This is a genomic window from Klebsiella sp. WOUb02, assembly GCF_050058015.1.
In the GTDB taxonomy this organism is placed as follows: Bacteria; Pseudomonadota; Gammaproteobacteria; order Enterobacterales; family Enterobacteriaceae; genus Klebsiella.
On the sequence record NZ_CP170110.1, the window covers coordinates 3859970 to 3882246 of the forward strand.

Here is a 22277-nt window from a genome sequence, read left to right on the forward strand (position 1 = left end):
TCCTGATTAATTTTCTGCGAGCCAGCTATCAACCCGGGAACGAACCTGTCCCACCTTGACGCCATAAATAACCTGTACTTCATTTCTGTTGCGCACCACGCCATTGGCGCCGGTGCTTTTCAATATATCATCGTCAACCAGTTGCATATTTTTAATAGCGACCCGCAGGCGGGTGAAGCAGTTATCAACGGAAATAATATTATCCTTACCGCCTAAACCATTAATAATTTCATCGGTGACCGCCGATTTATCGCTCATCTTTTTGCGATAATCCGCTTTGCTATATAGCTTCACATTTTCATCGTCTTCGCGGCCCGGCGTTTTCAAATTCAGTTTTACCACCAGGGTGCGGAAAATAACGTAGTAGACGGCAAACTGACCGATACCGATAAGCACATAGCCGGGCCAGCGCGTGAGCGAAACCGGCAGCGGCAGGTTATAAATCAGGAATTCGATCAGCCCGGATGCGCCCCACGGACGAACGGTGAAGATGTCGCAAATGGCCTGCGAGGCGGCGGTTAACGTCGCGTGGATCACCCACAGCAGCGGCGAAACAAACAGGAAGGTGAACTCAATGGGTTCGGTAATCCCGGTCAGCATCGAGGTGATAATGGCGGGCAGCAGAATCGCTTTGGCCAGCATTTTCTTCTCAGGCTTCGCGGTGTGGTAAAACGCCAGCGAGGCGCCGGCCAGGCCGAAAATCGTGGTCATCCCCTGCTGGGAGAAGCGTAGGGCTTCGTTCATCACCGGGGTGAGATCCGGATGGCGCATATAGGCGAGGAAAATCGCCTGGGTGCCGGAAACGACCTGCCCGTCAACGTTCAGCGTGCCGCCGATCTGCGTCAGCTGGAACGGCGACCACACGAAATGGTGCAGGCCGGTGGGGATAAGGAATTTTTCAAAGAAGCCGTAGACGAAGACGCCCGCGACGCCGGCGTTTTTCATAAACCCGGTTAACGCCGCGATGCCGTGGGTCATAAACGGCCAGATCCAGGTGAAGGCGATCGCATAGAAGATGATAACGGGCGTCATGGCCACCAGGGTCAGCTTCGCGCCGCCGTACATCGACAGCGCGCCGGGCAGCTCAATGGTCGAGACTTTATTATGTACCCAGGCGATGGTGCAGCCGAGAATAATGCCGAGGAATACCCCCATATCGACCACCACGAACCCTAGGATCTGCGTCTGGCCGGTACCGTAATATTCGCCGTTAATTTTTTCGGCAATCCCGTGAGTATGCTCCAGCCACGAGTGGTTGGCCCCCAGAAACATGATAAAACACATGACCGAAACCAGCGCCACTTCCGTTTTTTTATCTTTTGCCAGACCGTAACTAATACCAACGCAAAACAGTAATCCGAGATTGCCGAATAATGGCCAGAAGGTATCGCCGAGCAGTTGACCAAGCTGATGTAAAAAACTGGTTTCAGAAATTAATGTTGGGTTAGTTAAGACAGAACTGAGTGCCAGAATTAAACCGATGACCGGCAAGAACAATACAGCACCGATCATCGCTCTGGAGAATTTTTGCATATTCTCCAGCGCATGTTGACGTATTGCGGACATAGTTGTTCCTTTTATTTTTGTAGCTACAGGGACTTTAATTATTTTTTTGACTTCCAGTATTTTGGTTATAGCAATTCTGCTATTTGAAAGGAACATGTTGCGGGAAATAGGCACAAACAGCCGCAAAATGGCAACAGGTTTCAGGGGCGGGAAATATAGGGGGACCTTCTCCCCGCAGGGAGAAGGCTGGAGGACGAGGAAATTAAGGCGCGACGGGCGCGGGCTGGGCGCCGCTTACCTCGCCGCTGCGCATCACCTGCGCAACCTGCTGTTTTTCCATATTGGTCGCGCTGAGCTGGCCGTTCACCGTCGGCCTGAGCGGCGCATCGGCTAGCACGCTGCCGCTGGCGGTTAGCTGGAAATTGCCGTCACCGGAAACCGGTAGCGCGGGCCAGCCCCACGCCTGCAGGACGTTCAGCGGTACGCCGCGCCCGTTCAGGCTGAGATTAACCTGGCGCTGGGGAAGCTGCGACACCGCGGCGGTGGCCTGTAAAATACCGCGCTCGGTAAAGGCGCTAAGCTCGTTGATATTGACCGTTGAGGCGTTGGCGCTGAGCTTAAGCGACGGGCGGCGGACGTCAACGCGGTTAAAGGTCGCGGCGGCGGCGTTGAGCGTCGCGCTGCCGTTCCATACGCCCCAGCGCCGATCCTTCACCAGCTGCAGTTCGCCGCCGTAGCCGTCAAGGGCGGTAACCTGCCAGGGGAACTGCGGATCGATATCGATAACCAGGTTGCGGCTGGCGCCGAATTTCTTCAGCGTCAGGCTCTGTAACCAGGCCGGCAGCGGCTCCATCCACAGCTGTTTCCAGTTTTCCGGCAGAGTATATTCCAGCCCGGCAAAGGCGGTGTCATCCAGCACCAGCGCCTTGCCGTCGCGCAGCCAGCGGCCGGAGGTGCGCACCATCCCGCCTTCCCAGCGCGAGGTAAACTGACGCAGGGCGATACCCTGCGGCGAGAATTCGGCATTAAGGATTGGATCGAGGAAGTGCAGCGAGCCGTTAATGAATTCGCTGGCGTTCATCGACAGGGTGCCGTCCTCGCTCTGCCAGTCGCCGTGGCTTAAGGTCAGATTGCGCAGGCTGAGGTCCAGGCCGGTGACCGCCCAGTCGGTTCCCTGCAGGCTGGCATCGGTCACATCGAGGCGGCCAATTTGCAGCGAAGGGACGGTGGTCAGCGGAGCGAAGAAGTCCGCCAGCGCCTTATCGCTCTGCAGGCGGGTTTCATTCAGCTGCAGATTATCAACCAGCCAGCTGCCGTCGGCGCCGCGTTTGGCGTTGCCGGTTAGCGTTCCGCGGGCGATATCGGCGCCGAGAGTGGACAGCGTGACTTCGCCATTATCAATGCTTCCCTGAATCAGGACGTTGCTGGCCTCAACCCCGTTGAGAGTCAGCGAACCCGCGCTCATCTGAATTTGCGCTTTTTTCCCCAGAACGTTGCCCGCTTCCGGCGCCCACGGGCTGACGCCGCCGGTCACCCGCTGCGCGCTCAGGTCCCAGCCGGTTTCCGGGCTGTTAAACGCCATATTGCGCAGCTGCAGGCGGTCGGCGGCAAAGGGCAAAGAGGCGGAGGAGGGGGAAAGGTTTAACGTCCCGTCGCTGAGCACAATCTCATCGGCATGCAGCGGATCGCTGAACTGGCGGGTGCTAAAGCCGATATCCACCGTTTTGGCAACCAGCGTCGGGGGCTTGCCGTCGCGACCGAACGTCACGTTTTGCAGCTGCAGGTGGAGCGGCGCCGAGAAGTCGTGATCCATCGCATCGAAGGAGACCTGCCAGCCGGTGCCGTCGCTCAGCCAGGCGCTGGCCTGACGCGAGCCCCAGTGGGTCTGTAGCAGGAACCAGGCGGCAACGATCGCGACCAGCAGAACGGCCAGCAGCCAGAGAATCAACTTTCCAGGAAATTTCATGGTCTTACATCCTGAGCGAGGCACATAAGGCTGTTATGCCCGAATTATGCGCAATCCTCAAGACAGGAATTGTGTAATCAGATGATGTGAGGGGGCTAAAAGGGGCAGACTTCAGGCTGCCCCGGCCGCCGTGCGCGGCCGGGGAGCAAGGCGGGATCAGTTTTTCTCTGGCGGGAAGACCAAATTCAGCACAATCGCCGTAATACCGCCGGCGGCGATACCGGAGGAGAGCAGGTTCTTCAGCCAGTCAGGGGCGAACTGCAGGATCATCGGCTGCTGGGAGACGCCGAGACCCACCGCCAGCGACAGGGCGATAATCAGGATCGCCCGGCGGTTCAGCGGCTCGCGGGAGACGATGCGCACGCCGGATGCGGCGATGGTGCCGAACATCACCAGCGTCGCGCCGCCGAGCACCGGCTCAGGGATATGCTGCACAAAGCCGCTGACCGCCGGGAACAGCCCGAGCACGATAAGCATCAGCGCCACCACAAAACCGACGTAGCGGCTGGCCACGCCGGTGAGCTGAATCACGCCATTATTCTGACCGAAGCAGGAGTTCGGGAAGGTATTAAATACCGCGGAGACAAACGAGTTCAGGCCGTTGGCCAACACGCCGCCCTTCAGTCGCTTCATATACAGCGGGCCGGAAACCGGCTGCTCGGAAACGTCGGAAGTGGCGGTGATATCGCCGATCGTTTCCAGGGAGGTGATCATAAACACCAGCATCAGCGGCAGCAGCAGGTTCCAGTCAATCCCCAGACCGTAATAGAGCGGGGTGGGCACCATAATCAGGCTGCTGTCGGTTGCCGCGGTATTGGCGGGAAGCATATCGAGCAGCCAGGCCGCCAGGTAGCCGGCCGCCATCGCGATAACCAGCGAAGCGATGCGCAGGTAGGGGTTGCGCTGGCGGTTAAGAATAATGATCAGCCCCAGCACGATACCCGCCAGCAGCAGGTTTTTCGGCGCGCCGAAGGTGTGGTCGGCCATCGCCGCGTAGCCGCCGCCGATGGAGGTCAGGCCAACCTGAATGAGGGACAGGCCGATAATCATCACCACCACGCCGGAGACCAGCGGGGTAATAACGCGTCGCGCAAGGTGCAGAATGCGGGAGAGGACCATTTCCGTGCAGCTGGCCAGCATCAGGGTGCCGAACAGCGCGGCCATCATCGTCGGCACGTCGGCGCCGCCGGTTTTTAGCGCGGTACCGCCCATAATCAGCGGGGCGACGAAGTTAAAACTGGTGCCCTGAATGGAGAGGAGCCCGGAGCCGACCGGTCCCCAGGCCTTAATTTGAATAATCGATGCCACGCCGGAAGCAAACAGCGACATGCTGATGATGTGCTGCGTATCCTGGGCGGGAAGACCCAGAGCCTGACAAATTAATAGCGCCGGCGTGATCACCGCAACAAACATCGCCAGCAGGTGCTGGAAGGCGGCGAACAGCGTTTGTGGCAGCGGGGGGCGGTCTTCGAGGCGGTAGATTAATTCGCTGGTTTGTTTATGCGCAACCGGTTGCGCATTTTCTGGCTCGGCGGTATTCACGGACATCACAAGCAATCCCAAGGTGGCAAAGCGGGGATTTTAGCGGACTGTAATGCAAAAGCAAACGTTTGCCAGCGTTTGAGGAAAAATAATTCCGCCGAAAAAGTGTGGGGAAAAGGCATTCGCATGGCGGGGCGAAAAAGAAGCCCGAGCCGGTGCCGGGCACCTTATCCGGGCGAAGAAAAAACGTTGCGCATAAAGCCGTCGTCCCGGTAAGCGCTGCGCTACCGGGACGGTTTCGGCGGGATTACTCTTCGTGCTCTTCCCACGCCAGGGCGCGTTTCACCGCTTTTTTCCAGCCGCTGTAGCGGTAGTTACGTTCGGTGGTTTCGATCCCCGGACGGAATTCGCGCTCGATCACCGCTTTCTCCTGCAGCTCGTCCAGGTTCTGCCAGAAGCCAACTGCCAGACCGGCCAGGTAAGCCGCACCCAGCGCCGTGACTTCACGGACTTCCGGGCGCTCGACGCGGGTGCCGAGAATATCGGACTGGAACTGCATCAGGAAGTTGTTGGCGACCGCGCCGCCGTCGACGCGCAGCGCGTGCAGGCGGATGCCGGAGTCAGCCTGCATCGCTTCCAGCACGTCGCGGGTCTGATAGGCGATAGACTCCAGGGTTGCGCGGATAATATGGTTGGCGTTTACCCCACGGGTCAGGCCAAAGATCGCGCCGCGAGCGTACGGGTCCCAGTAGGGCGCGCCGAGGCCGGTAAACGCCGGGACCACGTACACGCCGTTGGTATCCTTCACCTTGGTGGCGAAATATTCGGAATCGAACGCGTCGTTGATCAGCTTCATCTCGTCGCGCAGCCACTGAATAGAGGCGCCGGCCATAAATACCGCGCCCTCCAGGGCGTAGTTAACTTCGCCGCGCGGGCCGCAGGCAATGGTGGTCAGCAGGCCGTGGGTCGAGGCAACCGCTTTCTCGCCGGTGTTCATCAGCATAAAGCAGCCGGTGCCGTAGGTGTTTTTCGCCATCCCCTCTTTGACGCACAGCTGGCCGAACAGCGCCGCCTGCTGGTCGCCGGCAATACCCGCGATAGGAATACGCGTGCCGCCTTTACCGCCGATGTTGGTCTGGCCGTATATCTCGGAGGACTTGCGCACTTCCGGCAGCATGGCGCGCGGAATATCCAGCGCGTCGAGCATTTTGTCGTCCCAGTCCAGGTCGTTGATATTGAACAGCATGGTGCGCGAGGCGTTGGTGTAGTCGGTCACGTGCACGCGGCCCTGGGTCATTTTCCACACCAGCCAGGTATCAACGGTCCCGAACAGCAGCTCGCCGCGCTTAGCGCGTTCGCGCGAGCCCTCAACGTGATCGAGGATCCACTTCACTTTGGTGCCGGAGAAGTACGGGTCCACGACCAGGCCGGTGGCCTGGCGGATGTACTCTTCCATGCCGTCACGCTTGAGCTGCTCGCAGATCTCGGCGGTACGGCGGCACTGCCAGACGATGGCGTTATAAATCGGCTTGCCGGTTTCGCGTTCCCAGACGATGGCGGTTTCACGCTGGTTGGTGATGCCGATGCCGGCGATCTCGTCGGAGCTGATATCCGCTTTCGCCAGCACTTCTACCAGCGTGGAGCTTTGCGAGGCCCAAATCTCCATCGGGTCGTGTTCAACCCAGCCCGGCCGGGGATAAATTTGCTCAAATTCACGCTGAGAAACGCTGACGATATTGGCATTGTGATCCATCACTACGGCCCGGGAGCTGGTGGTGCCCTGGTCGAGCGCAACGATATATTTTTTGTCGGTCATAGTATGAGTCTCGTAGTCAGATTACAGCGAAGCTTTGGGTTGCGTCGTAGAGGTGGAGGTTGTGTCCTGCTCCTCAACTTCGCAGATGTCGCAGGGCAGGTGGCGGCCAATCAGCTTGCGGTAGCTGAATGCACCCAGAGCGGCACCGACCACCGGTGCGCACAGCGGCACCAGGAAATAGGGAATATCTTTGCCGCCGGTGAAGGCGACGTCGCCCCAGCCGGCAAGCCAGGCGAAGGTTTTCGGTCCGAGGTCGCGAGCCGGGTTCATGGCGAAGCCGGTCAGCGGGCCCATCGATGCGCCGATCACGGCGATAAGCAGACCGATCAGCAGCGGAGCCAGCGGTCCGCGAGGCACGCCGTTACCGTCATCGGTTAACGCCAGAATAACGCCCATCAGGATAGCGGTAATCACCATCTCTACCGCGAAGGCCTGCACGAAATTGATATGCGGGTTCGGATAAGTGGAGAAAATTCCTGCCAGATCAAGACTTTCGACGCTACCGCGCACCATATTATGCGAGTGTTCGAAATCGAGGAAAAGATTGTAATAAAGCCCGTAAACTAATGCCGCAGCGCAAAAGGCGCCAGCGAATTGCGCAACGATAAAAGGAACAACTTTACGTCCGTCAAAGCAGGCGAACAGCCACAGCGAGATGGTAACTGCCGGGTTAAGGTGAGCACCGGAAACGCCTGCGGTCAGGTAAATCGCCATCGCGACCCCCAGACCCCAGATGATGCTGATTTCCCATTGACCGAAGCTGGCTCCCGCGACTTTGAGCGCAGCGACGCACCCAACGCCGAAAAAGATCAACAACCCGGTACCGAGGAACTCTGCGATGCACTGGCCTTTTAGTGTTGATGTTTGGCTCATAATCGAATCCTGAAACAAAGTGGTGATTATTGTAAGTATGAAGGTCGTCGTCGACCACGCTGCCATGTAGGCATAGTGTTAATTTATCGTTAACGAACAAAAACGAGAAATATCGAACTCAAAATGTGTGTGCCAGCTCAAGAAAATGAGCGTTTTCGCGCCACAAACGCGTGTTGTAGCACATTAAAGAGCGTTTACGGCCGCGCGGCGCTAACCCAATGATTAACAATTGCCGGAGAAGTTCCGGGGACAGGCGCCGAATGGGCCAGGTAAAGACTGAAAAGTGTTGCCAACCGCAATCTGCGCGGGTTGTCGCTGGACAGGGAAGGCGGGGATTCATACAATCGACTGCATCACCACTGTAGTGCGCTTATTTTCGTTAAGGCGTCAACGCGTATACGAAACGGACGGTTTCTATCAACGCCTTGCAAGTTCAGGAGAGGTATGACGATGTCATTAGAAGTGTTTGAGAAATTAGAGTCAAAAGTACAGCAGGCGATTGATACCATCACGCTGTTGCAGATGGAAATCGAAGAGCTGAAAGAAAAGAACAACACGCTGGCGCAGGAAGTTCAGGGCGCTCAGCACAGTCGTGAAGAGCTGGAGCGTGAAAACGGCCAGCTGAGAGAGCAGCAGCAGGGCTGGCAGGATCGTCTGCAGGCGCTGCTGGGCCGCATGGAAGAAGTGTAGCCCGCTCGTCCTCACCCTCTCCTGTCCGGGAGGGGGTTAGTTTTACTCCTTCGTATATTCCCTCAAGTTATAGCCAATCTTTTTTTATTCTTTAATCATTGATTCGCTTTCTGGCACGCTTAGTTCATCACAACACGACATATAGAGAGCGGTGCGATGAATAAGTGGGGCGTGGGGTTAACTCTGTTGCTGGCATCCGCCAGCGTTCTGGCAAAAGACATTCAGCTATTAAACGTATCTTACGATCCGACGCGCGAGCTGTACGAACAGTACAACAAAGCGTTTAGCGCGCACTGGAAGCAGGAAACCGGCGACAACGTGGTGATTCGTCAGTCTCACGGCGGTTCCGGCAAGCAGGCGACATCGGTCATTAACGGCATTGAAGCCGACGTCGTTACCCTGGCGCTGGCCTATGACGTTGACGCGATTGCCGAACGCGGCCGCATCGATAAAAACTGGCTGAAACGCCTGCCGGATAACTCCGCACCCTATACTTCAACCATCGTGTTCCTCGTGCGTAAGGGCAACCCGAAGCAGATTCATGACTGGAACGACCTGATTAAGCCGGGCGTGTCGGTCATTACGCCGAACCCGAAAAGCTCCGGCGGCGCGCGCTGGAACTATCTGGCAGCCTGGGGCTACGCCCTGCACCAGAATCACGGCGACCAGGCGAAAGCTCAGGAGTTCGTGAAGGCGCTGTTTAAAAACGTCGAAGTGCTGGATTCCGGCGCCCGTGGCTCAACGAATACCTTCGTCGAACGTGGGATCGGCGATGTGCTGATCGCCTGGGAAAACGAAGCCCTGCTGGCGGCAAACGAGCTGGGTAAAGACAAGTTTGAAATCGTCACTCCGAGTGAATCGATTCTGGCCGAGCCGACCGTTTCGGTCGTGGATAAAGTGGTCGATAAAAAAGGCACTCGCCAGGTGGCGGAAGCCTACCTGAAGTATCTCTACTCCCCGGAAGGTCAGGAGATTGCGGCGAAGAACTACTATCGTCCGCGCGATCCGGCCGTCGCCAGCAAATATGCCAGCGAGTTTCCGAAGCTGAAGCTGTTTACTATCGACCAGGAGTTCGGCGGCTGGACCAAAGCTCAGAAGGAGCACTTCTCTAACGGCGGCACCTTCGACCAAATTAGTCAGCGTTAATCTCTCCCCTCAACGCCCGGTTAAATGACCGGGCGTTTTCATTTGGTCATCAAATTACGCTACTCTTCCGTTTCTGGCTGAGACAGGAAAATATAATGCGAAGAGTACGATACCTTTTATTCGGCGTTCTGGTGGTGGCTGCGGCGGCAGCGGCGGGCGGCTGGTACTGGCTGCGCTCCGGCAACCCGGATGCGCTGCGGCGCATCGTATTGCAGCAGTGCGTGGTCAATCAGCAGCAGCAGCAAAACCCGGCCCCCTGCGCCGAGGTCAATCTGCAAGGCGGCTATGTCCTGTTTAAAGACCGCAACGGGCCGCTGCAGTATCTGCTGATGCCGACGTACCGGATTAACGGCACCGAGAGCCCGCTTCTGCTCAATCCATCGACGGCAAACTTCTTCTGGCAGGCCTGGCAAGGGCGGGAAATTATGAGCGAACGTCGCGGTTCGCCGGTACCCGATAACGCGGTTGCGCTGACGATTAACTCCCGCAGCGGGCGTACGCAGAACCACCTCCATATTCATATTTCCTGCCTGCGCCAGGACGTTCGCGCCCAGCTGGACCGCGAGGCCTCCGTGATTAGCAGCCGCTGGCTGCCGCTGCCGGGCGGTTTGCTTGGCCATGAATATCTGGCGCGCCGGGTGACCGAAGCGGAGCTTGCCCAGCGCAGCCCCTTCCTGATGCTGGCGGAAGAGGTGCCCGAGGCGCGTGAACATATGGGACGCTTCGCGCTGGCGATGGCCAAACAGAGCGACGGTTCGCTGGTGCTGCTGGCAACCGAGCGCAATTTGCTGACCCTGAATCGCGCCTCTGCGGAAGAGATTCAGGACCATAGCTGCGCGATCCTGACCTCCCGGTAGTTTTCTCCCCATCGGCGCCCTGCCGGTATCTTATTGATTCTCATCCCGGTTGCTGCCGGGATGTAGATCCATACGTAAAATTAATGTGAATCCGATCAAAAGATATAAAGGTATACCTTTATATCTTTTTGGCGATCGTTACACTCTCCTCATAGTCATCTTATTGGATGGCTTATCCATAAAAACGTTTTTATTTCACGTAGTGTCATCATCAATTGTTCGACAGGTTTGCGCTTTTGAGCGTAAAGGAATTTCAACATGAAACTTTCTATCGTGGAAAAAATCGGCTTTGGCGCAGGGGATATGGCGATAAACGTTGTCATTATTGCTATGCAGTCTGCTCCTCGCTTATTTCTATACCGACATCTACGGCCTGAGCGCCGCGGATGTCGGCGTGCTGTTTGTGGTCGTACGGTTGATCGATGCCATTATCGATCCGGCAATGGGGATCCTGACCGATAAGTTCAATACCCGCTGGGGGCGCTATCGTCCGTGGCTGCTGTGGTTTGCCGTGCCTTTTGGCTTTGCCGTCTATTTGATGTTTATCACCCCGGATATGGCGTATATGGCCAAGCTGGCGTGGGCCTACGGTACCTATATTCTGATGACCCTCGTCTATACCGCCATTACCATTCCCTACATTTCGATGATTGGCGTGATCACCGACGACCCCGTTGAACGCCTGAGCGCCAACGGCTATCGCTTTGTCATGACCAAGATTGCCGCGTTCCTGGTGACCATCGTGGTGCCGATGCTCGCCGTCTGGCTGGGGCAGGGCAACAAGGCGCTGGGCTACCAGTTTTCGATGGGGCTGATGGGCGCCATGGGCGCGCTGCTGTTTATCTTCTGCTTCCTCGCCACCCGCGAACGCAGCGTCCCGGAAATTACCTCTCTCCCGGTCGGCAAGCAGTTTAAGTATCTGCTGCGTAACGATCAGTGGCTTATTCTCGGCGCGGTGATTTTACTCCTGATGTGCGGCTACGTGATCCGCGGTTCCGTCGCCGCCTACTACGCGAAATATTTCCTGAACGGCGGCGATAGCCTGATTTCGCCCTTCCTGACCACCGGCGTCGTCGCCTCGATTCTGGCGATGATTGCCACCACTTGGGTCACCCGCTTCTGGGACAAAATCAAGATGTTCCGCTATACCCAGCTTGTCACCTTCGTCCTCAGCGCGCTGATGTATTTCTGCGTCGGCCGCGAAAACCTCGCGCTGGCGTTTGTCTTCTATTTTCTCATCAACTTCTTCTGCGACATGCAAATGCCGGTGTTCTGGTCGTCTATCGCCGAGGCGGTGGATTACGGGGAAAAGAAAACCGGACTGCGCGTCTCCGGCCTCGCGTTTGGCGGCATCCTCTTTTTCCAGAAGTTCGGCATGGGGGTGGCGGGCGGCGTGCTGGGCTTCCTGCTGAGCCATTTTGGCTACCAGGCCGACGTTGAGCAGAGCGCCCGTTCGCTCACCGGCATTGCGCTGATGATGACGATAATCCCGGCGCTGTTCCATCTGGCGGTGGGCCTGCTGATGAAAAAATATCTGATCAATAACCACTACTACCGCGACATTCAGCACGAGCTGGCGCAGCGGCAGGCATAAGGAGGCGCGGATGAACGGCATGAATAAGGTCTGGGTTATCGGCGACGCCTCCGTTGATCTGGTTGCGGAAAGACAGGACAGCTACCTGAAGTGCCCCGGTGGCGCCTCGGCGAACGTTAGCGTCTGCGTCGCCAGGCTGGGAGGGCGATGCGGCTTTATCGGCTGCCTCGGGGACGATGATGCGGGGCATTTCCTGCGCCAGGTTTTTCAGGATAACGCCGTGGATGTCTCATATCTGAGGCACGATGCGGCGCTGACCAGCGCGGTACTGATTGTCAATCTGGCGGCCGACGGGGAGCGCAGCTTCACCTATCTGGTGCATCCCGGGGCCGATACCTACGTGTCGCCGGCGGATCTGCCGTCGTTCCGCCCGCACGAGTGGTTTTACTTCAGCTCGATAGGGTTAACGGACCAGCCGGCGCGGGAGGCGTGCCTGGAAGGGGCGAAAAGAGCGCGCGAGGCCGGCGGCTACGTGCTGTTCGACGTCAATTTACGCAGCAAGATGTGGCGGGATGCCGGCGAAATCCCCGCCCTGATCGCCCGCTCCGCGGCGCTCGCCTCAATCTGCAAAGTCTCCGCCGACGAGCTCTGCCAGCTGAGCGGCGCCGACCGCTGGCAGGATGCCCGCTACTACCTGCGCGATCTGGGCTGCGAAACCACCGTGATCTCATTAGGCGCCGAGGGCGCGCTGCTGGTGAGCCCCGAAGGCGAGCTGTGGTTTCCCGCCCCCCGCGTTGAGGTCGTCGATACTACCGGCGCCGGCGACGCTTTTGTCGGCGGCCTGCTCTACACCCTCGCGCAGGCTGACCGCTGGGACGCCGCGCTGCTGGCCACCGCGATTCGGCAGGCTAACGCCTGCGGCTCGATGGCGGTAACGGCGAAAGGGGCGATGACCGCGCTGCCGTTCCCCGATCAGCTAAACACTTTTCTCTCCAGCCACGCGCTGGAACAAGCCATGACCGTGAAATAAGGAGTCATCATGCACGTTGAGCAAAACAAAATACTGGGATGCCTGGTTGGCGCCGCCGCGGCGGACGCGATGGGCGCGGCGACGGAAGTGCGCACTCAGCAGCAAATAAAGGACTATTTTGGCGGCTGGGTCACCACCTTTCAGAAGCCTCCCGCCGACACCTTTGGCCGCTGCAACGAGGCCGGGATGTGCACCGATGATTTTATCCAGGCGAAGTACATTATGGAGGCTCTGCTGCGCCATCGGCGCGAGGTCAGCGACGAGGCGATGCGCGAGGCGTTTCAGCAGTGGCTGGCTTATCCCTACTACGCCAATTTTACCGGCCCCACCACCCGGGCGGCGATGAAGGCGATCTTTAACGATAACCGCGCCTCGTTGCAGGGCGAGCTGGAGGGAGAAAAGCAGTCCGTACAGATTATTAATAAGGGCAACGCCGAGGCGACGAACGGCGCGGCAATGAAGATTTGGCCCGCGGCGGTGCTGCATCCCGGCAATCTTGACGCGGCGATTGATTGCGCGCTGCAGATTTGCCGCTTTACGCATAACAACGTGCTGGCGATGTCCGGCGCGGCGGCAATGGCGGCGGCGACCAGCGAAGCGCTAAGGGCCCAGACCGATGCCGACAGCATTATCGCGGCCGGTGTGTACGGCGCGCAGAGGGGCTATCTGCTGGCAGAAGCCCAGGGCGCGATGATGGTCGCCGGGCCGTCCGTCGCCCGGCGCATCGAGCTGGCCGTGGCGATCGGCAAGCGGCATCGTCATTGGGAAACGGCGGTAGTGGAGCTTGCCGACATCATCGGCAGCGGGCTGCACGTCAGCGAAGCGGTGCCGGCGGCGTTCGGCCTGTTCGCGTGCTGTCCGAATTCTGCCGTAGATGCTATTATCTCCGGCGTTAATATCGGCAATGATACTGATACCGTCGCCACCATGGTTGGGGCGATCGCCGGCGCATTCCACGGCGTGGACGCTTTTCCCGCCGATTATTTAACGACCGTGGATCGTATGAATCATTTCGATTTGGCAGAACTGGCCAGACAGATCGCAGGGTAGCGAATTCACCCTGCCGGGGACGGTAGCGCGTCCCCCGCTGGCGAAGACGCGAGGTGCGTAGTTTGCAGGTTGATAAAACGAGCTTTACCCCGCTTTATAAGCAACTATTTTTTATCATCTGTCAGCGGATCCAGAACGGCTCTTTGCCTTTGGGCAGCCAGTCTGCCGACGCAAAAGGAGCTGGCCCGGGAGTATCACGTCTCGCTGATCGTGGTGAAGCAGGCCTGGAGCGAGCTTATCAACGCGGGCATTATCTCGTCGCAGCGCGGGAGCGGTTCGGTGGTCTGCGCCGTGCCGGAAGGGGTCAACTACGGCCACACCTTTCGCGGAATTACCCGCGATTTACAGGATGCCAGCGTTGCCGTTGAAAACCGCATCCTCGAAATTGCGCCCCGTCGGGCGCGCGACGCCCAGGCCGATGGCCTGAGCCTGCCCGCGCATCAGCACTATCTTTTTATTTCGCGTATTCGCTACCTGAACAATCGCCCGTTTAACCATGAGAAAATCTATCTCGATCTGAGCTTCTTTCCCGGCCTCGAACTGACGGCTGAGGCGCTGGAGCACACCTCGCTGTATTCGCTGCTCAACGTCACCAGCGACTCGGCGATTGAAAAAGTGGAGGCCATTTTGCCCTCCGCGGAGCTGTGCGAGAAGCTGCAGGTTGCCGCCAACAAGCCGCTGCTGTCCGTGGCGCGACAGACGTTTCAGGCCGGGCGGGATATCCCCTTCGAATACTGCCGCTATTACGTGCTGTCGGAATATTTCGGCGAAATCCACTACCACTAACCGCGCGGCGCGATAAACCCCGGGGCGGCGAGCGACCAATAGGCCCACCATATCTGGCATTTACCTGTCCGACCCGGCGTCGTATTCTTGCTGAAAAAAACGACAGGAGACAGGTATGTCGCTCTGGCTTTCTTACCCTCTGTTCCTTCCCTCTCTGATTATCGGTATCACCATCCTGCTGTGGGCGACCTCCCTGCTGCCGGAGTTTATTACCGCGCTGCTGTTTTTCGCCGTCGCGATGATGGCGAAAATCGCGCCGCCGGAGGTTATCTTTGGCGGCTTTGCGTCCTCGGCGTTCTGGCTGGTGTTCAGCGGCTTTGTCCTCGGGATCGCGATCCGTAAAACCGGGCTGGCGGACAGGACGGCGCAGGCGCTATCGGCCAGGCTCACCGACTCCTGGCCGCTGATGGTGGGCAGCGTGGTGCTGTTCAGCTATGCCCTGGCCTTCGTGATGCCCTCCAATATGGGGCGTATCGCGCTGCTGATGCCGATCGTCGCGGCGATGGCGAAGCGCGCCGGGATTGAGGACGACACCCGCGCCTGGTACGGGCTGGCGCTGGCGGTCGGCTTTGGCACCTTCCAGCTATCGGCGACGATCCTGCCCGCCAACGTGCCGAATTTAGTGATGAGCGGCGCGGCGGAGGGGTCGTACGGTATTCACCTCAACTACCTGCCGTATTTGCTGCTGCACACGCCGGTGCTGGGCTGGCTGAAGGGCGCGGCGCTGGTCGTGCTGATTTGCTGGCTGTTCCCCGGCAGGCCGCATCCGCCGCGGGAACGGACGCCGCTGCCGCCGATGAGCCGGGATGAGAAGCGCCTCTCCTGGCTGCTGGCGGTGGTCTTGAGCCTCTGGGTGAGCGAGAGCTGGCACGGGATTGGTCCCGCCTGGACGGGGCTGGCGGCGGCGGTGATTACGCTGCTGCCGCGGGTGGGATTTATCAGCGGGGAAGAGTTCTCCAGCGGGGTGAATATCCGCACCTGCATTTACGTCGCCGGGATCCTGGGGCTGGCGATTACCGTCACGCAAACGGGGATTGGCGGCGTGGTCGGCAACGCTTTGCTGCACGTTATGCCGCTCGACAAAGAGAGCCCTTTTACCAGCTTCCTCGCCCTGACGGGGATCACCAGCGCCCTGAACTTTATTATGACCGCCAACGGCGTACCCGCGCTGTACACCACCTTTGCGCAGAGTTTTGCTGACGCCACCGGCTTTCCGCTGCTGAGCGTGATTATGATTCAGGTCCTGGGTTATTCGACGCCGCTGCTGCCGTATCAGGCATCGCCTATCGTGGTGGCGATGGCGCTGGGCAAAGTTCCGGCGCGTTCGGGGATGCTGCTGTGCATTGCGCTGGCGGCGGTCAGCTATCTGCTGCTGCTGCCGCTGAACTACGGCTGGTATCAGCTGCTGGGGAAACTATAAAAAAACCCGGCTAGCGCTACGCTAAGCCGGGCTGCGGATTCATCTCGCCGGGTGACCGGCGTATTGAATTACGCTTTTTTCGCTGCTTCTGCCGCTTTAACGATGACCGCGAAAGCGTCTGCTTTCAGCGATGCGCCGCCAACCAGCGCGCCGTCGATGTCCGGCTGGGTGAACAGCTCTGCGGCGTTAGATGCGTTAACGGAACCGCCGTACTGAATGATGACCTGCTCGGCCACTTTGGCGTCCACTTTCGCAATGTGGTCACGGATAAATTTGTGCACCGCCTGAGCCTGAGCCGGGGTCGCGGATTTGCCGGTACCGATAGCCCATACGGGTTCGTAAGCGATAACCACGCCTTCGAATGCCGCTGCGCCCTGAGTTTTCAGCACGGCGTCGATCTGGCGTGCGCAAACTTCTTCCGTTTTGCCCGCTTCGTTTTCAGCTTCGGTTTCACCGATGCACAGAACCGGGATCAGGCCCTGCTCTTTCAGCACGGCGAATTTCTTCGCGATAAATTCGTCAGACTCTTTGTGGTAAGTACGACGCTCAGAGTGGCCGATGATGATGTATTCAGCGCCGACATCTTTCAGCATCTGGGCAGAGGTTTCACCGGTGAATGCGCCGGACTGGTTCAGGTCAACGTTCTGCGCGCCCAGGTGAATATGGCTGCCTTCTGCCGCATGCTTAGCCAGATCGATATACATTTCCGGCGGCGCGATAGCAACAGCACAGCCGGTCACGCCGGCCAGCTCGGTACGCAGGTTCGCCACCAGCTCGTTTACCATGTGGCGGCTGCCGTTCAGTTTCCAGTTACCCATCACTAAAGGATGTCGCATTTTAATTCTCCACGCTACATAAGCGAATTAAGGAATATAGCCGCCCCTGGGGGCAGCATGGTCTGTCAAACAGTATAGAGTTTCGTCGTTGGAAAGGCTTTGCTTTTTGTCATTTATTATTGCTCTCCAGCGTTTCAGATAGCGCTAGCTTAATCGGTTCAACCGCGAAGGTAAGCCCCTTTTCGCCGTTATCTGCCACCACATAGCGGATAGCGCCTTCGGTTTCGGCGAAGTAGCGTTTCCCTTTGCCGGCGGCGAGGAGTTTTTGCAGCTTTTGCCCGCTTTGCGCCGGGCTTAATGTTGGGACGAAAGCGCGTACAACGGCGCTCATATACTCCTGCGCTTTCGCCTTTGCCGCCTTCTGCTCCGGCCCCTGAACGGGCAGCCAGGTCACCTGCATCGATTTGATTTTGAGCGTGCCGCGTTCCAGGGCGGTGGAGGCGTACAGGTTTTCGTTAATCTTGCTGGCCGCCCGGGTCAGGTTAGCCCGATCGCGGCTGGAGGCAATCGCGCGAAATTCGTTGAGCTGCAGTTTGGGGTTCTCGGCGTTGAATTTTTCGCGAAATTCGCTGATGGAGATATCAAAGGCCGGCGCGCCGGAGAGCAGATAGGGCGCCGCGGAGGAGGCTTCTGGCTCGGCGGACAGCGCCTTATGGCCGACAGATAACGCCGTCAGCCCAATCAAACATAAGGTTGCCCACTTCTTCATACCGGTCCTTCCTTTTTTTGCCTGCTGACGATTAAAACGGGAACCGTCGCGCTTGTCAAAAAGTCACCGCTCCAGGGTAAACTACGCGAATGATGAGGATAAGGAATAAAACATGACCCTACAGCAGTGGATGTTCTCAATTAAAGGGCGTATTGGACGCCGTGATTTCTGGATTTGGATCGTTATCTGGATAGCGACCATGAGCGCGCTGTTCACCCTCGCCGGCTCAAATTTGCTGAATCTACAGACCGCGGCCTTTATGCTGGTTTGCCTGCTCTGGCCAACGGCGGCGGTGACCATCAAGCGGCTGCACGATCGCGGCAGGTCGGGGCTCTGGGCGCTGCTGATGGTTCTGGCGTGGATGCTGCTGGCGGGGAACTGGGCGGTGATTCCGGGGGCCTGGCAGTGGGTTGTCGGCCGCTTTGTGCCGACGCTGATTATGGTGATGATGCTGATCGACCTGGGGGCGTTCGTCGGCACCCAGGGCGAAAATAAATTTGGTAAAGAGACGCAGGACGTTCGCTGGAAGGCGGAGTCCTGATCACCAGTAGTGTTCGGCTGTCATATGGCCCGGCCGGCGACGCAGATGTTTGCTCATCTGCCGGGTATCCTTCAGCAGCTGCTGGGTATCCCGCACCATCTGCGGGTTGCCGCAGAGCATCACGTGGCTATTGTCAGCGTTCATCGGCAGGCCGACCGCCTCTTCCAGGGCGCCGGTTTCGATCAGGAACGGAACGCGCCCCGTTAGCATGCCCGGTACGGTTTCCCGACTGACCACCGCCTGGATGCGCAGCTTGCCCTTATAGCGTTCCTCCAGCGCCTGCATTTGCGGCAGATAGCTAAGATCGGCGGCATAGCGCGCGGCGTGGACCAGCACCAGGTTTTTAAAGCGCTCCAGGTCCTTGCCCTCTTCCAGAATCGACAGGTAGGGGCCAATTGCCGTGCCGGTGGCCAGCATCCATAGGGTGTCGCAATCCGGCACTTCTTCGAGCACGAAGAAACCGGCGGCCTCGCTGACGATCTGCACGTCATCGCCCGGCTGCAGCGCGGCCAGCCGCGGGCTGAGTTTGCCCTCCGGAACCGTCACCAGGTAGAATTCAAGATCGGGGTTGCTTGGGGCGTTCACGTAGGAGTAGGCGCGCTGCACGCGCTCGCCGTCAACATCCAGACCCAGTTTGGCAAACTGCCCGGCGGTAAACGGATGAACAGGGGCCCGTACGTGCAAACTAAACAGCGCGTCGGTCCAGTATTCTACTTTTGTTACTTTGCCGCTAATCCAGTCCGCCATGATCTTCTCCCGTTGCCAAGCGTTGCCCTATCTTCGTTGCAGACGACAAAGATTTCCAGCCCAACGGGGCCGGAAAGCTCTATTGATCAAATATTAGCGCCTGCTTCAGCCTGCCCGCAGGCTGAAGGGCTTACAGGATGTGCAGCTGGATATCCGGATCTTTGCGATCGAGATAGTGAATGGACTGGATACGGCGGATGGTGCGAGATTTACCGCGGATCAGCAGCGTCTCGGTGGTGGCCATATTGCCCTTGCGGGTGATGCCGTCCAGCAGATCGCCTTTGGTGATCCCGGTGGCGGAAAAGACCACGTTATCGCTGCGCGCCATCTCGTCGAGGCGCAGCACGATGCCGGCCTCAATGCCCATCTCTTTACAGCGCGCCAGCTCGTTCTCACCGATACGGCGGTTCTCTTCGCTGTCGCCCTTAACGTGGTGGCGGGCCAGCAGGCGACCCTGCATATCGCCGTCCAGCGCCCGGATCACCGCGGCGGAAACCACGCCTTCCGGGGCGCCGCCGATGCCGTACAGGACGTCAACTTCGCTATCCGGCATGCAGGTCAGAATCGAGGCCGCCACGTCGCCGTCGGGAATGGCGAAGACGCGAACGCCCAGCTGCTGCAGTTCGGCAATCACCGCATCATGGCGCGGCTTGGCGAGTACGGTCACCGTCAGTTCGCCGAGCGGCTTATTCAGCGCGCTCGCCACGTTACGCAGGTTCTCAGACAGCGGCAGATTGAGGTCAATCGCCCCTTTCGCCCCCGGGCCGACAATCAGCTTTTCCATGTACATATCCGGCGCATTCAGGAAGCAGCCCTTATCGCCAACCGCCATGACGGCCAGCGCGTTCGCCTGGCCCATCGCCGTCATCCGCGTGCCCTCGATCGGGTCGACGGCGATATCCACCGCGTCGCCGCGGCCGGTGCCGACCTTCTCGCCGATATAGAGCATCGGCGCTTCATCGATTTCACCTTCGCCGATGACGATAGTGCCGTCGATATCAATCAGGTTGAGCATAATACGCATAGCGTTAACCGCGGCGCCGTCGGCGGTGTTTTTATCACCGCGGCCCAGCCACTTGTAGCCCGCCAGCGCGGCGGCTTCGGTAACACGCGAAAATTCGATGGCCAGTTCTCGTTTCATAATTCACTCGTTGTGAAGGAAAATTGCGCGCGGCGCCGTTCTGCTCCTGCGGGAGCAGAGGCGTCAGGCGTTGGAATAGCGTTCGGTTTCCGGCATCCAGCGCTCGATAAGCGCCTGGGCCTGCTGTGGATAACGTTGATGAATATGGCGGGCAATGCGCTGAACGTCGGGGATCATTGCCTTATCGCGCAGTAAGTCGGCGACTTTAAGCTCGGCGGTGCCGGTCTGCCGGGTGCCGAGCAGCTCGCCCGGGCCGCGGATCTCAAGGTCCTTTTGCGCGATGACGAAACCGTCGTTGCTATCGCGCAGGACCTGCAAGCGCAGCTGCGCCGTTTTCGACAGCGGCGACTTATAGAGCAGCACGCAGTGGGAGGCCACCGCACCGCGCCCGACGCGGCCTCTGAGCTGATGCAGCTGCGCCAGCCCCAGGCGTTCCGGGTTTTCGATAATCATCAGGCTGGCGTTAGGCACGTCCACCCCGACCTCGATAACCGTGGTGGCGATAAGCAGATGCAGCTCGCCCTGCTTAAAGGCCTGCATGACCGCCTGTTTGTCCGCCGGCTTCATCCGCCCGTGCACCAGGCCGATATTCAGCTCCGGCAGCGCCAGCTTCAGCTCTTCCCAGGTGGCTTCCGCCGCCTGGGCTTCCAGCAGGTCCGACTCTTCAATCAGCGTACAGACCCAGTATGCCTGACGCCCTTCCTGGGTACAGGCGTTGCGCACGCGGTCGATAATATCGCTGCGGCGGGTGTCGGGGATGGCCACCGTAGTGACCGGCGTACGGCCCGGCGGCAGCTCGTCGATCGTCGAGGTGTCGAGGTCGGCGTAGGCGGTCATCGCCAGGGTGCGCGGAATGGGGGTGGCGGTCATGATCAGCTGATGCGGATGGAAGCCCTGCTGCTGGCCCTTTTCCCACAGCGCGAGGCGCTGATGCACCCCGAAGCGGTGCTGTTCATCGATAATCACCAGCGCCAGGCCGCTAAACTGGACCTGCTCCTGAAAAATAGCGTGGGTGCCGACAATCATCTGCACCTGCCCGCTGGCGATGGCATCCTGCTGCGCCTGACGCGCTTTGCCTTTTTGTTTGCCGGCCAGCCAGCCGACCTCAACGCCCAGCGGGGCAAACCAGCTGCGGAAGTTGGCGGCGTGCTGCTCCGCGAGCAGCTCCGTCGGCGCCATCAGCGCCACCTGCCTGCCGTGGGCGATGGCCCGCAGCGCCGCGAAGGCGGCAACCAGCGTTTTACCGGAGCCGACGTCGCCCTGCACCAGGCGCATCATCGGCACATCGAGCGCCATATCCCGCTCAATCTCGGCGGTCACCCGCTCCTGCGCGCCGGTCGGTTTAAAGGGCAGGGAAGCCAACAGCTTGTTTTTCAGAGAGTCGTTCGCGCTGAGCGGCACGGCGTGGAAACGCTGGGCGCCGGCGCGAACCGCCAGCATGCTCAGGTTATGCGCCAGCAGCTCTTCCAGAATTAAGCGCTGCTGGGCCGGGTGCTTGCCGGTTTCCAGCTCGCTGAGCTGGAGCGACGGCGGCGGGCGATGCAGCGTGCGCAGCGCCTCCGGGAGACTCATTATCCCCTGCGCCAGCTCGGGCGGCAGCAGTTCGGCGATAGCGCAGGTCTCCAGCAGCTCCAGCGCCTGATCGGTCAGCTTACGCAGCGTAGCCTGTTTGATACCTTCGGTAGTGGGGTAGACCGGAGTGAGGGTCTCCTGCAGGTCCGGCGTGCTCATATCGCCCTGCACGCGGTATTCCGGGTGGATCATCTCCGCGCCGTATTTGCCGCGCTTCGCTTCGCCGTAGGCCAGCACCCGGCGGCCGGCGGCAAGGCTGTTTTTCATCGCGGCGTTGAAGTTGAAGAAGCGCATGGTGAGAATACCGGAGCCATCGCTTATCTGACAGGTCATCATTCGGCGGCCGCCGAAGGTGATATTGCTGTTGAGCACTTCGCCTTCAACGGTGGCGTAGACCCCCGGCAGCAGTTCGCCGATTTGATATAGATGGGTACGGTCTTCGTAGCGTAGCGGCAGATGCAGCAGAAGATCCTGCACGGTGTGCAGGCCGATTTTCGCCAGCTTGCTGCTCTGCGCTGCGCCAACGCCGGTTAACGTGTTGAGCGGGACAGCATCCAGCAGACGGCTTTGCATCG

At 59.1% G+C, this 22277-nt stretch carries 17 protein-coding genes and 2 pseudogenes; 9 read left to right on the forward strand and 10 right to left on the reverse strand.

The window, feature by feature from the left end:
* Positions 1-6: 6 nt before the first annotated feature.
* The 5 genes from ABOC21_RS25750 to ABOC21_RS25770 form a co-directional block, all read right to left on the reverse strand.
* Positions 7-1566, reverse strand: coding sequence for a PTS transporter subunit EIIC (locus ABOC21_RS25750; RefSeq protein WP_095102580.1), 1560 nt, complete (start codon positions 1564-1566; stop codon positions 7-9).
* Positions 1567-1768: 202 nt separating this feature from the next.
* Positions 1769-3472, reverse strand: a complete 1704-nt coding sequence (locus ABOC21_RS25755) for an AsmA family protein (RefSeq protein WP_426813747.1) — start codon at positions 3470-3472, stop codon at positions 1769-1771.
* Between the two features lie 156 nt (positions 3473-3628).
* On the reverse strand, positions 3629-5020 hold the full coding sequence (locus ABOC21_RS25760; protein WP_426813748.1) for a nucleobase:cation symporter-2 family protein: 1392 nt from the start codon (positions 5018-5020) through the stop codon (positions 3629-3631).
* A gap of 241 nt (positions 5021-5261) precedes the next feature.
* Positions 5262-6770: a glycerol kinase GlpK gene (gene glpK / locus ABOC21_RS25765; RefSeq protein ID WP_426813749.1), complete on the reverse strand. Its 1509-nt coding sequence runs from the start codon at positions 6768-6770 to the stop codon at positions 5262-5264.
* A gap of 21 nt (positions 6771-6791) precedes the next feature.
* Positions 6792-7643 (reverse strand): MIP/aquaporin family protein, encoded by an 852-nt coding sequence (locus ABOC21_RS25770; RefSeq protein ID WP_426813750.1) that lies wholly within the window; start codon positions 7641-7643, stop codon positions 6792-6794.
* A gap of 444 nt (positions 7644-8087) precedes the next feature.
* Between ABOC21_RS25770 and zapB the strand changes: the two genes are divergently transcribed.
* From zapB to ABOC21_RS25810, 8 genes and pseudogenes are all read left to right on the forward strand, one after another.
* A complete protein-coding gene (gene zapB, locus ABOC21_RS25775; RefSeq protein WP_095102595.1) occupies positions 8088-8333 on the forward strand; it encodes a septal ring assembly protein ZapB in 246 nt (81 codons plus the stop codon).
* A gap of 156 nt (positions 8334-8489) precedes the next feature.
* The gene (locus tag ABOC21_RS25780) at positions 8490-9479 is read left to right on the forward strand and encodes a sulfate ABC transporter substrate-binding protein (protein ID WP_045853817.1); all 990 of its coding nucleotides are present in this window, start codon (positions 8490-8492) and stop codon (positions 9477-9479) included.
* 95 nt (positions 9480-9574) lie between these two features.
* A complete protein-coding gene (locus ABOC21_RS25785) occupies positions 9575-10336 on the forward strand; it encodes a CDP-diacylglycerol diphosphatase (protein WP_426813751.1) in 762 nt (253 codons plus the stop codon).
* Between the two features lie 258 nt (positions 10337-10594).
* A pseudogene (locus tag ABOC21_RS25790) lies at positions 10595-11930 on the forward strand (MFS transporter).
* A gap of 10 nt (positions 11931-11940) precedes the next feature.
* Positions 11941-12900 carry an aminoimidazole riboside kinase gene (locus tag ABOC21_RS25795; RefSeq protein ID WP_426813752.1) on the forward strand — a complete coding sequence of 320 codons (960 nt, stop codon included), beginning with the start codon at positions 11941-11943 and terminating at the stop codon, positions 12898-12900.
* Between the two features lie 9 nt (positions 12901-12909).
* Positions 12910-13950 carry an ADP-ribosylglycohydrolase family protein gene (locus ABOC21_RS25800; protein ID WP_426813753.1) on the forward strand — a complete coding sequence of 347 codons (1041 nt, stop codon included), beginning with the start codon at positions 12910-12912 and terminating at the stop codon, positions 13948-13950.
* Between the two features lie 62 nt (positions 13951-14012).
* Positions 14013-14736 (forward strand): annotated as a pseudogene (locus tag ABOC21_RS25805) (GntR family transcriptional regulator).
* A 115-nt stretch (positions 14737-14851) separates the two neighbouring features.
* Positions 14852-16156 carry an SLC13 family permease gene (locus tag ABOC21_RS25810; protein ID WP_426813754.1) on the forward strand — a complete coding sequence of 435 codons (1305 nt, stop codon included), beginning with the start codon at positions 14852-14854 and terminating at the stop codon, positions 16154-16156.
* Positions 16157-16224: 68 nt separating this feature from the next.
* Here ABOC21_RS25810 and tpiA read toward each other — a convergent pair whose 3' ends face one another.
* Together tpiA and ABOC21_RS25820 are read right to left on the reverse strand one after the other, a co-directional pair.
* On the reverse strand, positions 16225-16992 hold the full coding sequence (tpiA, locus tag ABOC21_RS25815) for a triose-phosphate isomerase (RefSeq protein WP_095102601.1): 768 nt from the start codon (positions 16990-16992) through the stop codon (positions 16225-16227).
* 109 nt (positions 16993-17101) lie between these two features.
* The gene (locus ABOC21_RS25820) at positions 17102-17701 is read right to left on the reverse strand and encodes a DUF1454 family protein (RefSeq protein WP_426813755.1); all 600 of its coding nucleotides are present in this window, start codon (positions 17699-17701) and stop codon (positions 17102-17104) included.
* 112 nt (positions 17702-17813) lie between these two features.
* Here ABOC21_RS25820 and ABOC21_RS25825 point away from each other — a divergent pair, with 112 nt between their 5' ends.
* Complete coding sequence (locus tag ABOC21_RS25825) at positions 17814-18242, forward strand: DUF805 domain-containing protein (RefSeq protein ID WP_426813756.1); 429 nt, start codon at positions 17814-17816, stop codon at positions 18240-18242.
* Here the strand turns inward: ABOC21_RS25825 and fpr are convergent, their stop codons facing one another.
* From fpr to recG, 3 genes are all read right to left on the reverse strand, one after another.
* Positions 18243-18989, reverse strand: coding sequence for a ferredoxin--NADP(+) reductase (gene fpr, locus ABOC21_RS25830; protein WP_426813757.1), 747 nt, complete (start codon positions 18987-18989; stop codon positions 18243-18245). It lies immediately after the preceding gene.
* A 130-nt stretch (positions 18990-19119) separates the two neighbouring features.
* Positions 19120-20130, reverse strand: coding sequence for a class II fructose-bisphosphatase (glpX, locus tag ABOC21_RS25835; protein ID WP_426813758.1), 1011 nt, complete (start codon positions 20128-20130; stop codon positions 19120-19122).
* 63 nt (positions 20131-20193) lie between these two features.
* On the reverse strand, positions 20194-22275 hold the full coding sequence (recG, locus tag ABOC21_RS25840; protein ID WP_426813759.1) for an ATP-dependent DNA helicase RecG: 2082 nt from the start codon (positions 22273-22275) through the stop codon (positions 20194-20196).
* Positions 22276-22277: the final 2 nt, after the last annotated feature.

Bases quoted from the DNA above. Each gene is read 5' to 3' on its own strand.
- ABOC21_RS25750 (WP_095102580.1), bottom strand. From the start codon at position 1,566: ATGTCCGCAATACGTCAACATGCGCTGGAGAATATGCAAAAATTCTCC.
- ABOC21_RS25755 (WP_426813747.1), bottom strand. From the start codon at position 3,472: ATGAAATTTCCTGGAAAGTTGATTCTCTGGCTGCTGGCCGTTCTGCTG.
- ABOC21_RS25760 (WP_426813748.1), bottom strand. From the start codon at position 5,020: ATGTCCGTGAATACCGCCGAGCCAGAAAATGCGCAACCGGTTGCGCAT.
- glpK (WP_426813749.1), bottom strand. From the start codon at position 6,770: ATGACCGACAAAAAATATATCGTTGCGCTCGACCAGGGCACCACCAGC.
- ABOC21_RS25770 (WP_426813750.1), bottom strand. From the start codon at position 7,643: ATGAGCCAAACATCAACACTAAAAGGCCAGTGCATCGCAGAGTTCCTC.
- zapB (WP_095102595.1), top strand. From the start codon at position 8,088: ATGACGATGTCATTAGAAGTGTTTGAGAAATTAGAGTCAAAAGTACAG.
- ABOC21_RS25780 (WP_045853817.1), top strand. From the start codon at position 8,490: ATGAATAAGTGGGGCGTGGGGTTAACTCTGTTGCTGGCATCCGCCAGC.
- ABOC21_RS25785 (WP_426813751.1), top strand. From the start codon at position 9,575: ATGCGAAGAGTACGATACCTTTTATTCGGCGTTCTGGTGGTGGCTGCG.
- ABOC21_RS25795 (WP_426813752.1), top strand. From the start codon at position 11,941: ATGAACGGCATGAATAAGGTCTGGGTTATCGGCGACGCCTCCGTTGAT.
- ABOC21_RS25800 (WP_426813753.1), top strand. From the start codon at position 12,910: ATGCACGTTGAGCAAAACAAAATACTGGGATGCCTGGTTGGCGCCGCC.
- ABOC21_RS25810 (WP_426813754.1), top strand. From the start codon at position 14,852: ATGTCGCTCTGGCTTTCTTACCCTCTGTTCCTTCCCTCTCTGATTATC.
- tpiA (WP_095102601.1), bottom strand. From the start codon at position 16,992: ATGCGACATCCTTTAGTGATGGGTAACTGGAAACTGAACGGCAGCCGC.
- ABOC21_RS25820 (WP_426813755.1), bottom strand. From the start codon at position 17,701: ATGAAGAAGTGGGCAACCTTATGTTTGATTGGGCTGACGGCGTTATCT.
- ABOC21_RS25825 (WP_426813756.1), top strand. From the start codon at position 17,814: ATGACCCTACAGCAGTGGATGTTCTCAATTAAAGGGCGTATTGGACGC.
- fpr (WP_426813757.1), bottom strand. From the start codon at position 18,989: ATGGCGGACTGGATTAGCGGCAAAGTAACAAAAGTAGAATACTGGACC.
- glpX (WP_426813758.1), bottom strand. From the start codon at position 20,130: ATGAAACGAGAACTGGCCATCGAATTTTCGCGTGTTACCGAAGCCGCC.
- recG (WP_426813759.1), bottom strand. From the start codon at position 22,275: ATGCAAAGCCGTCTGCTGGATGCTGTCCCGCTCAACACGTTAACCGGC.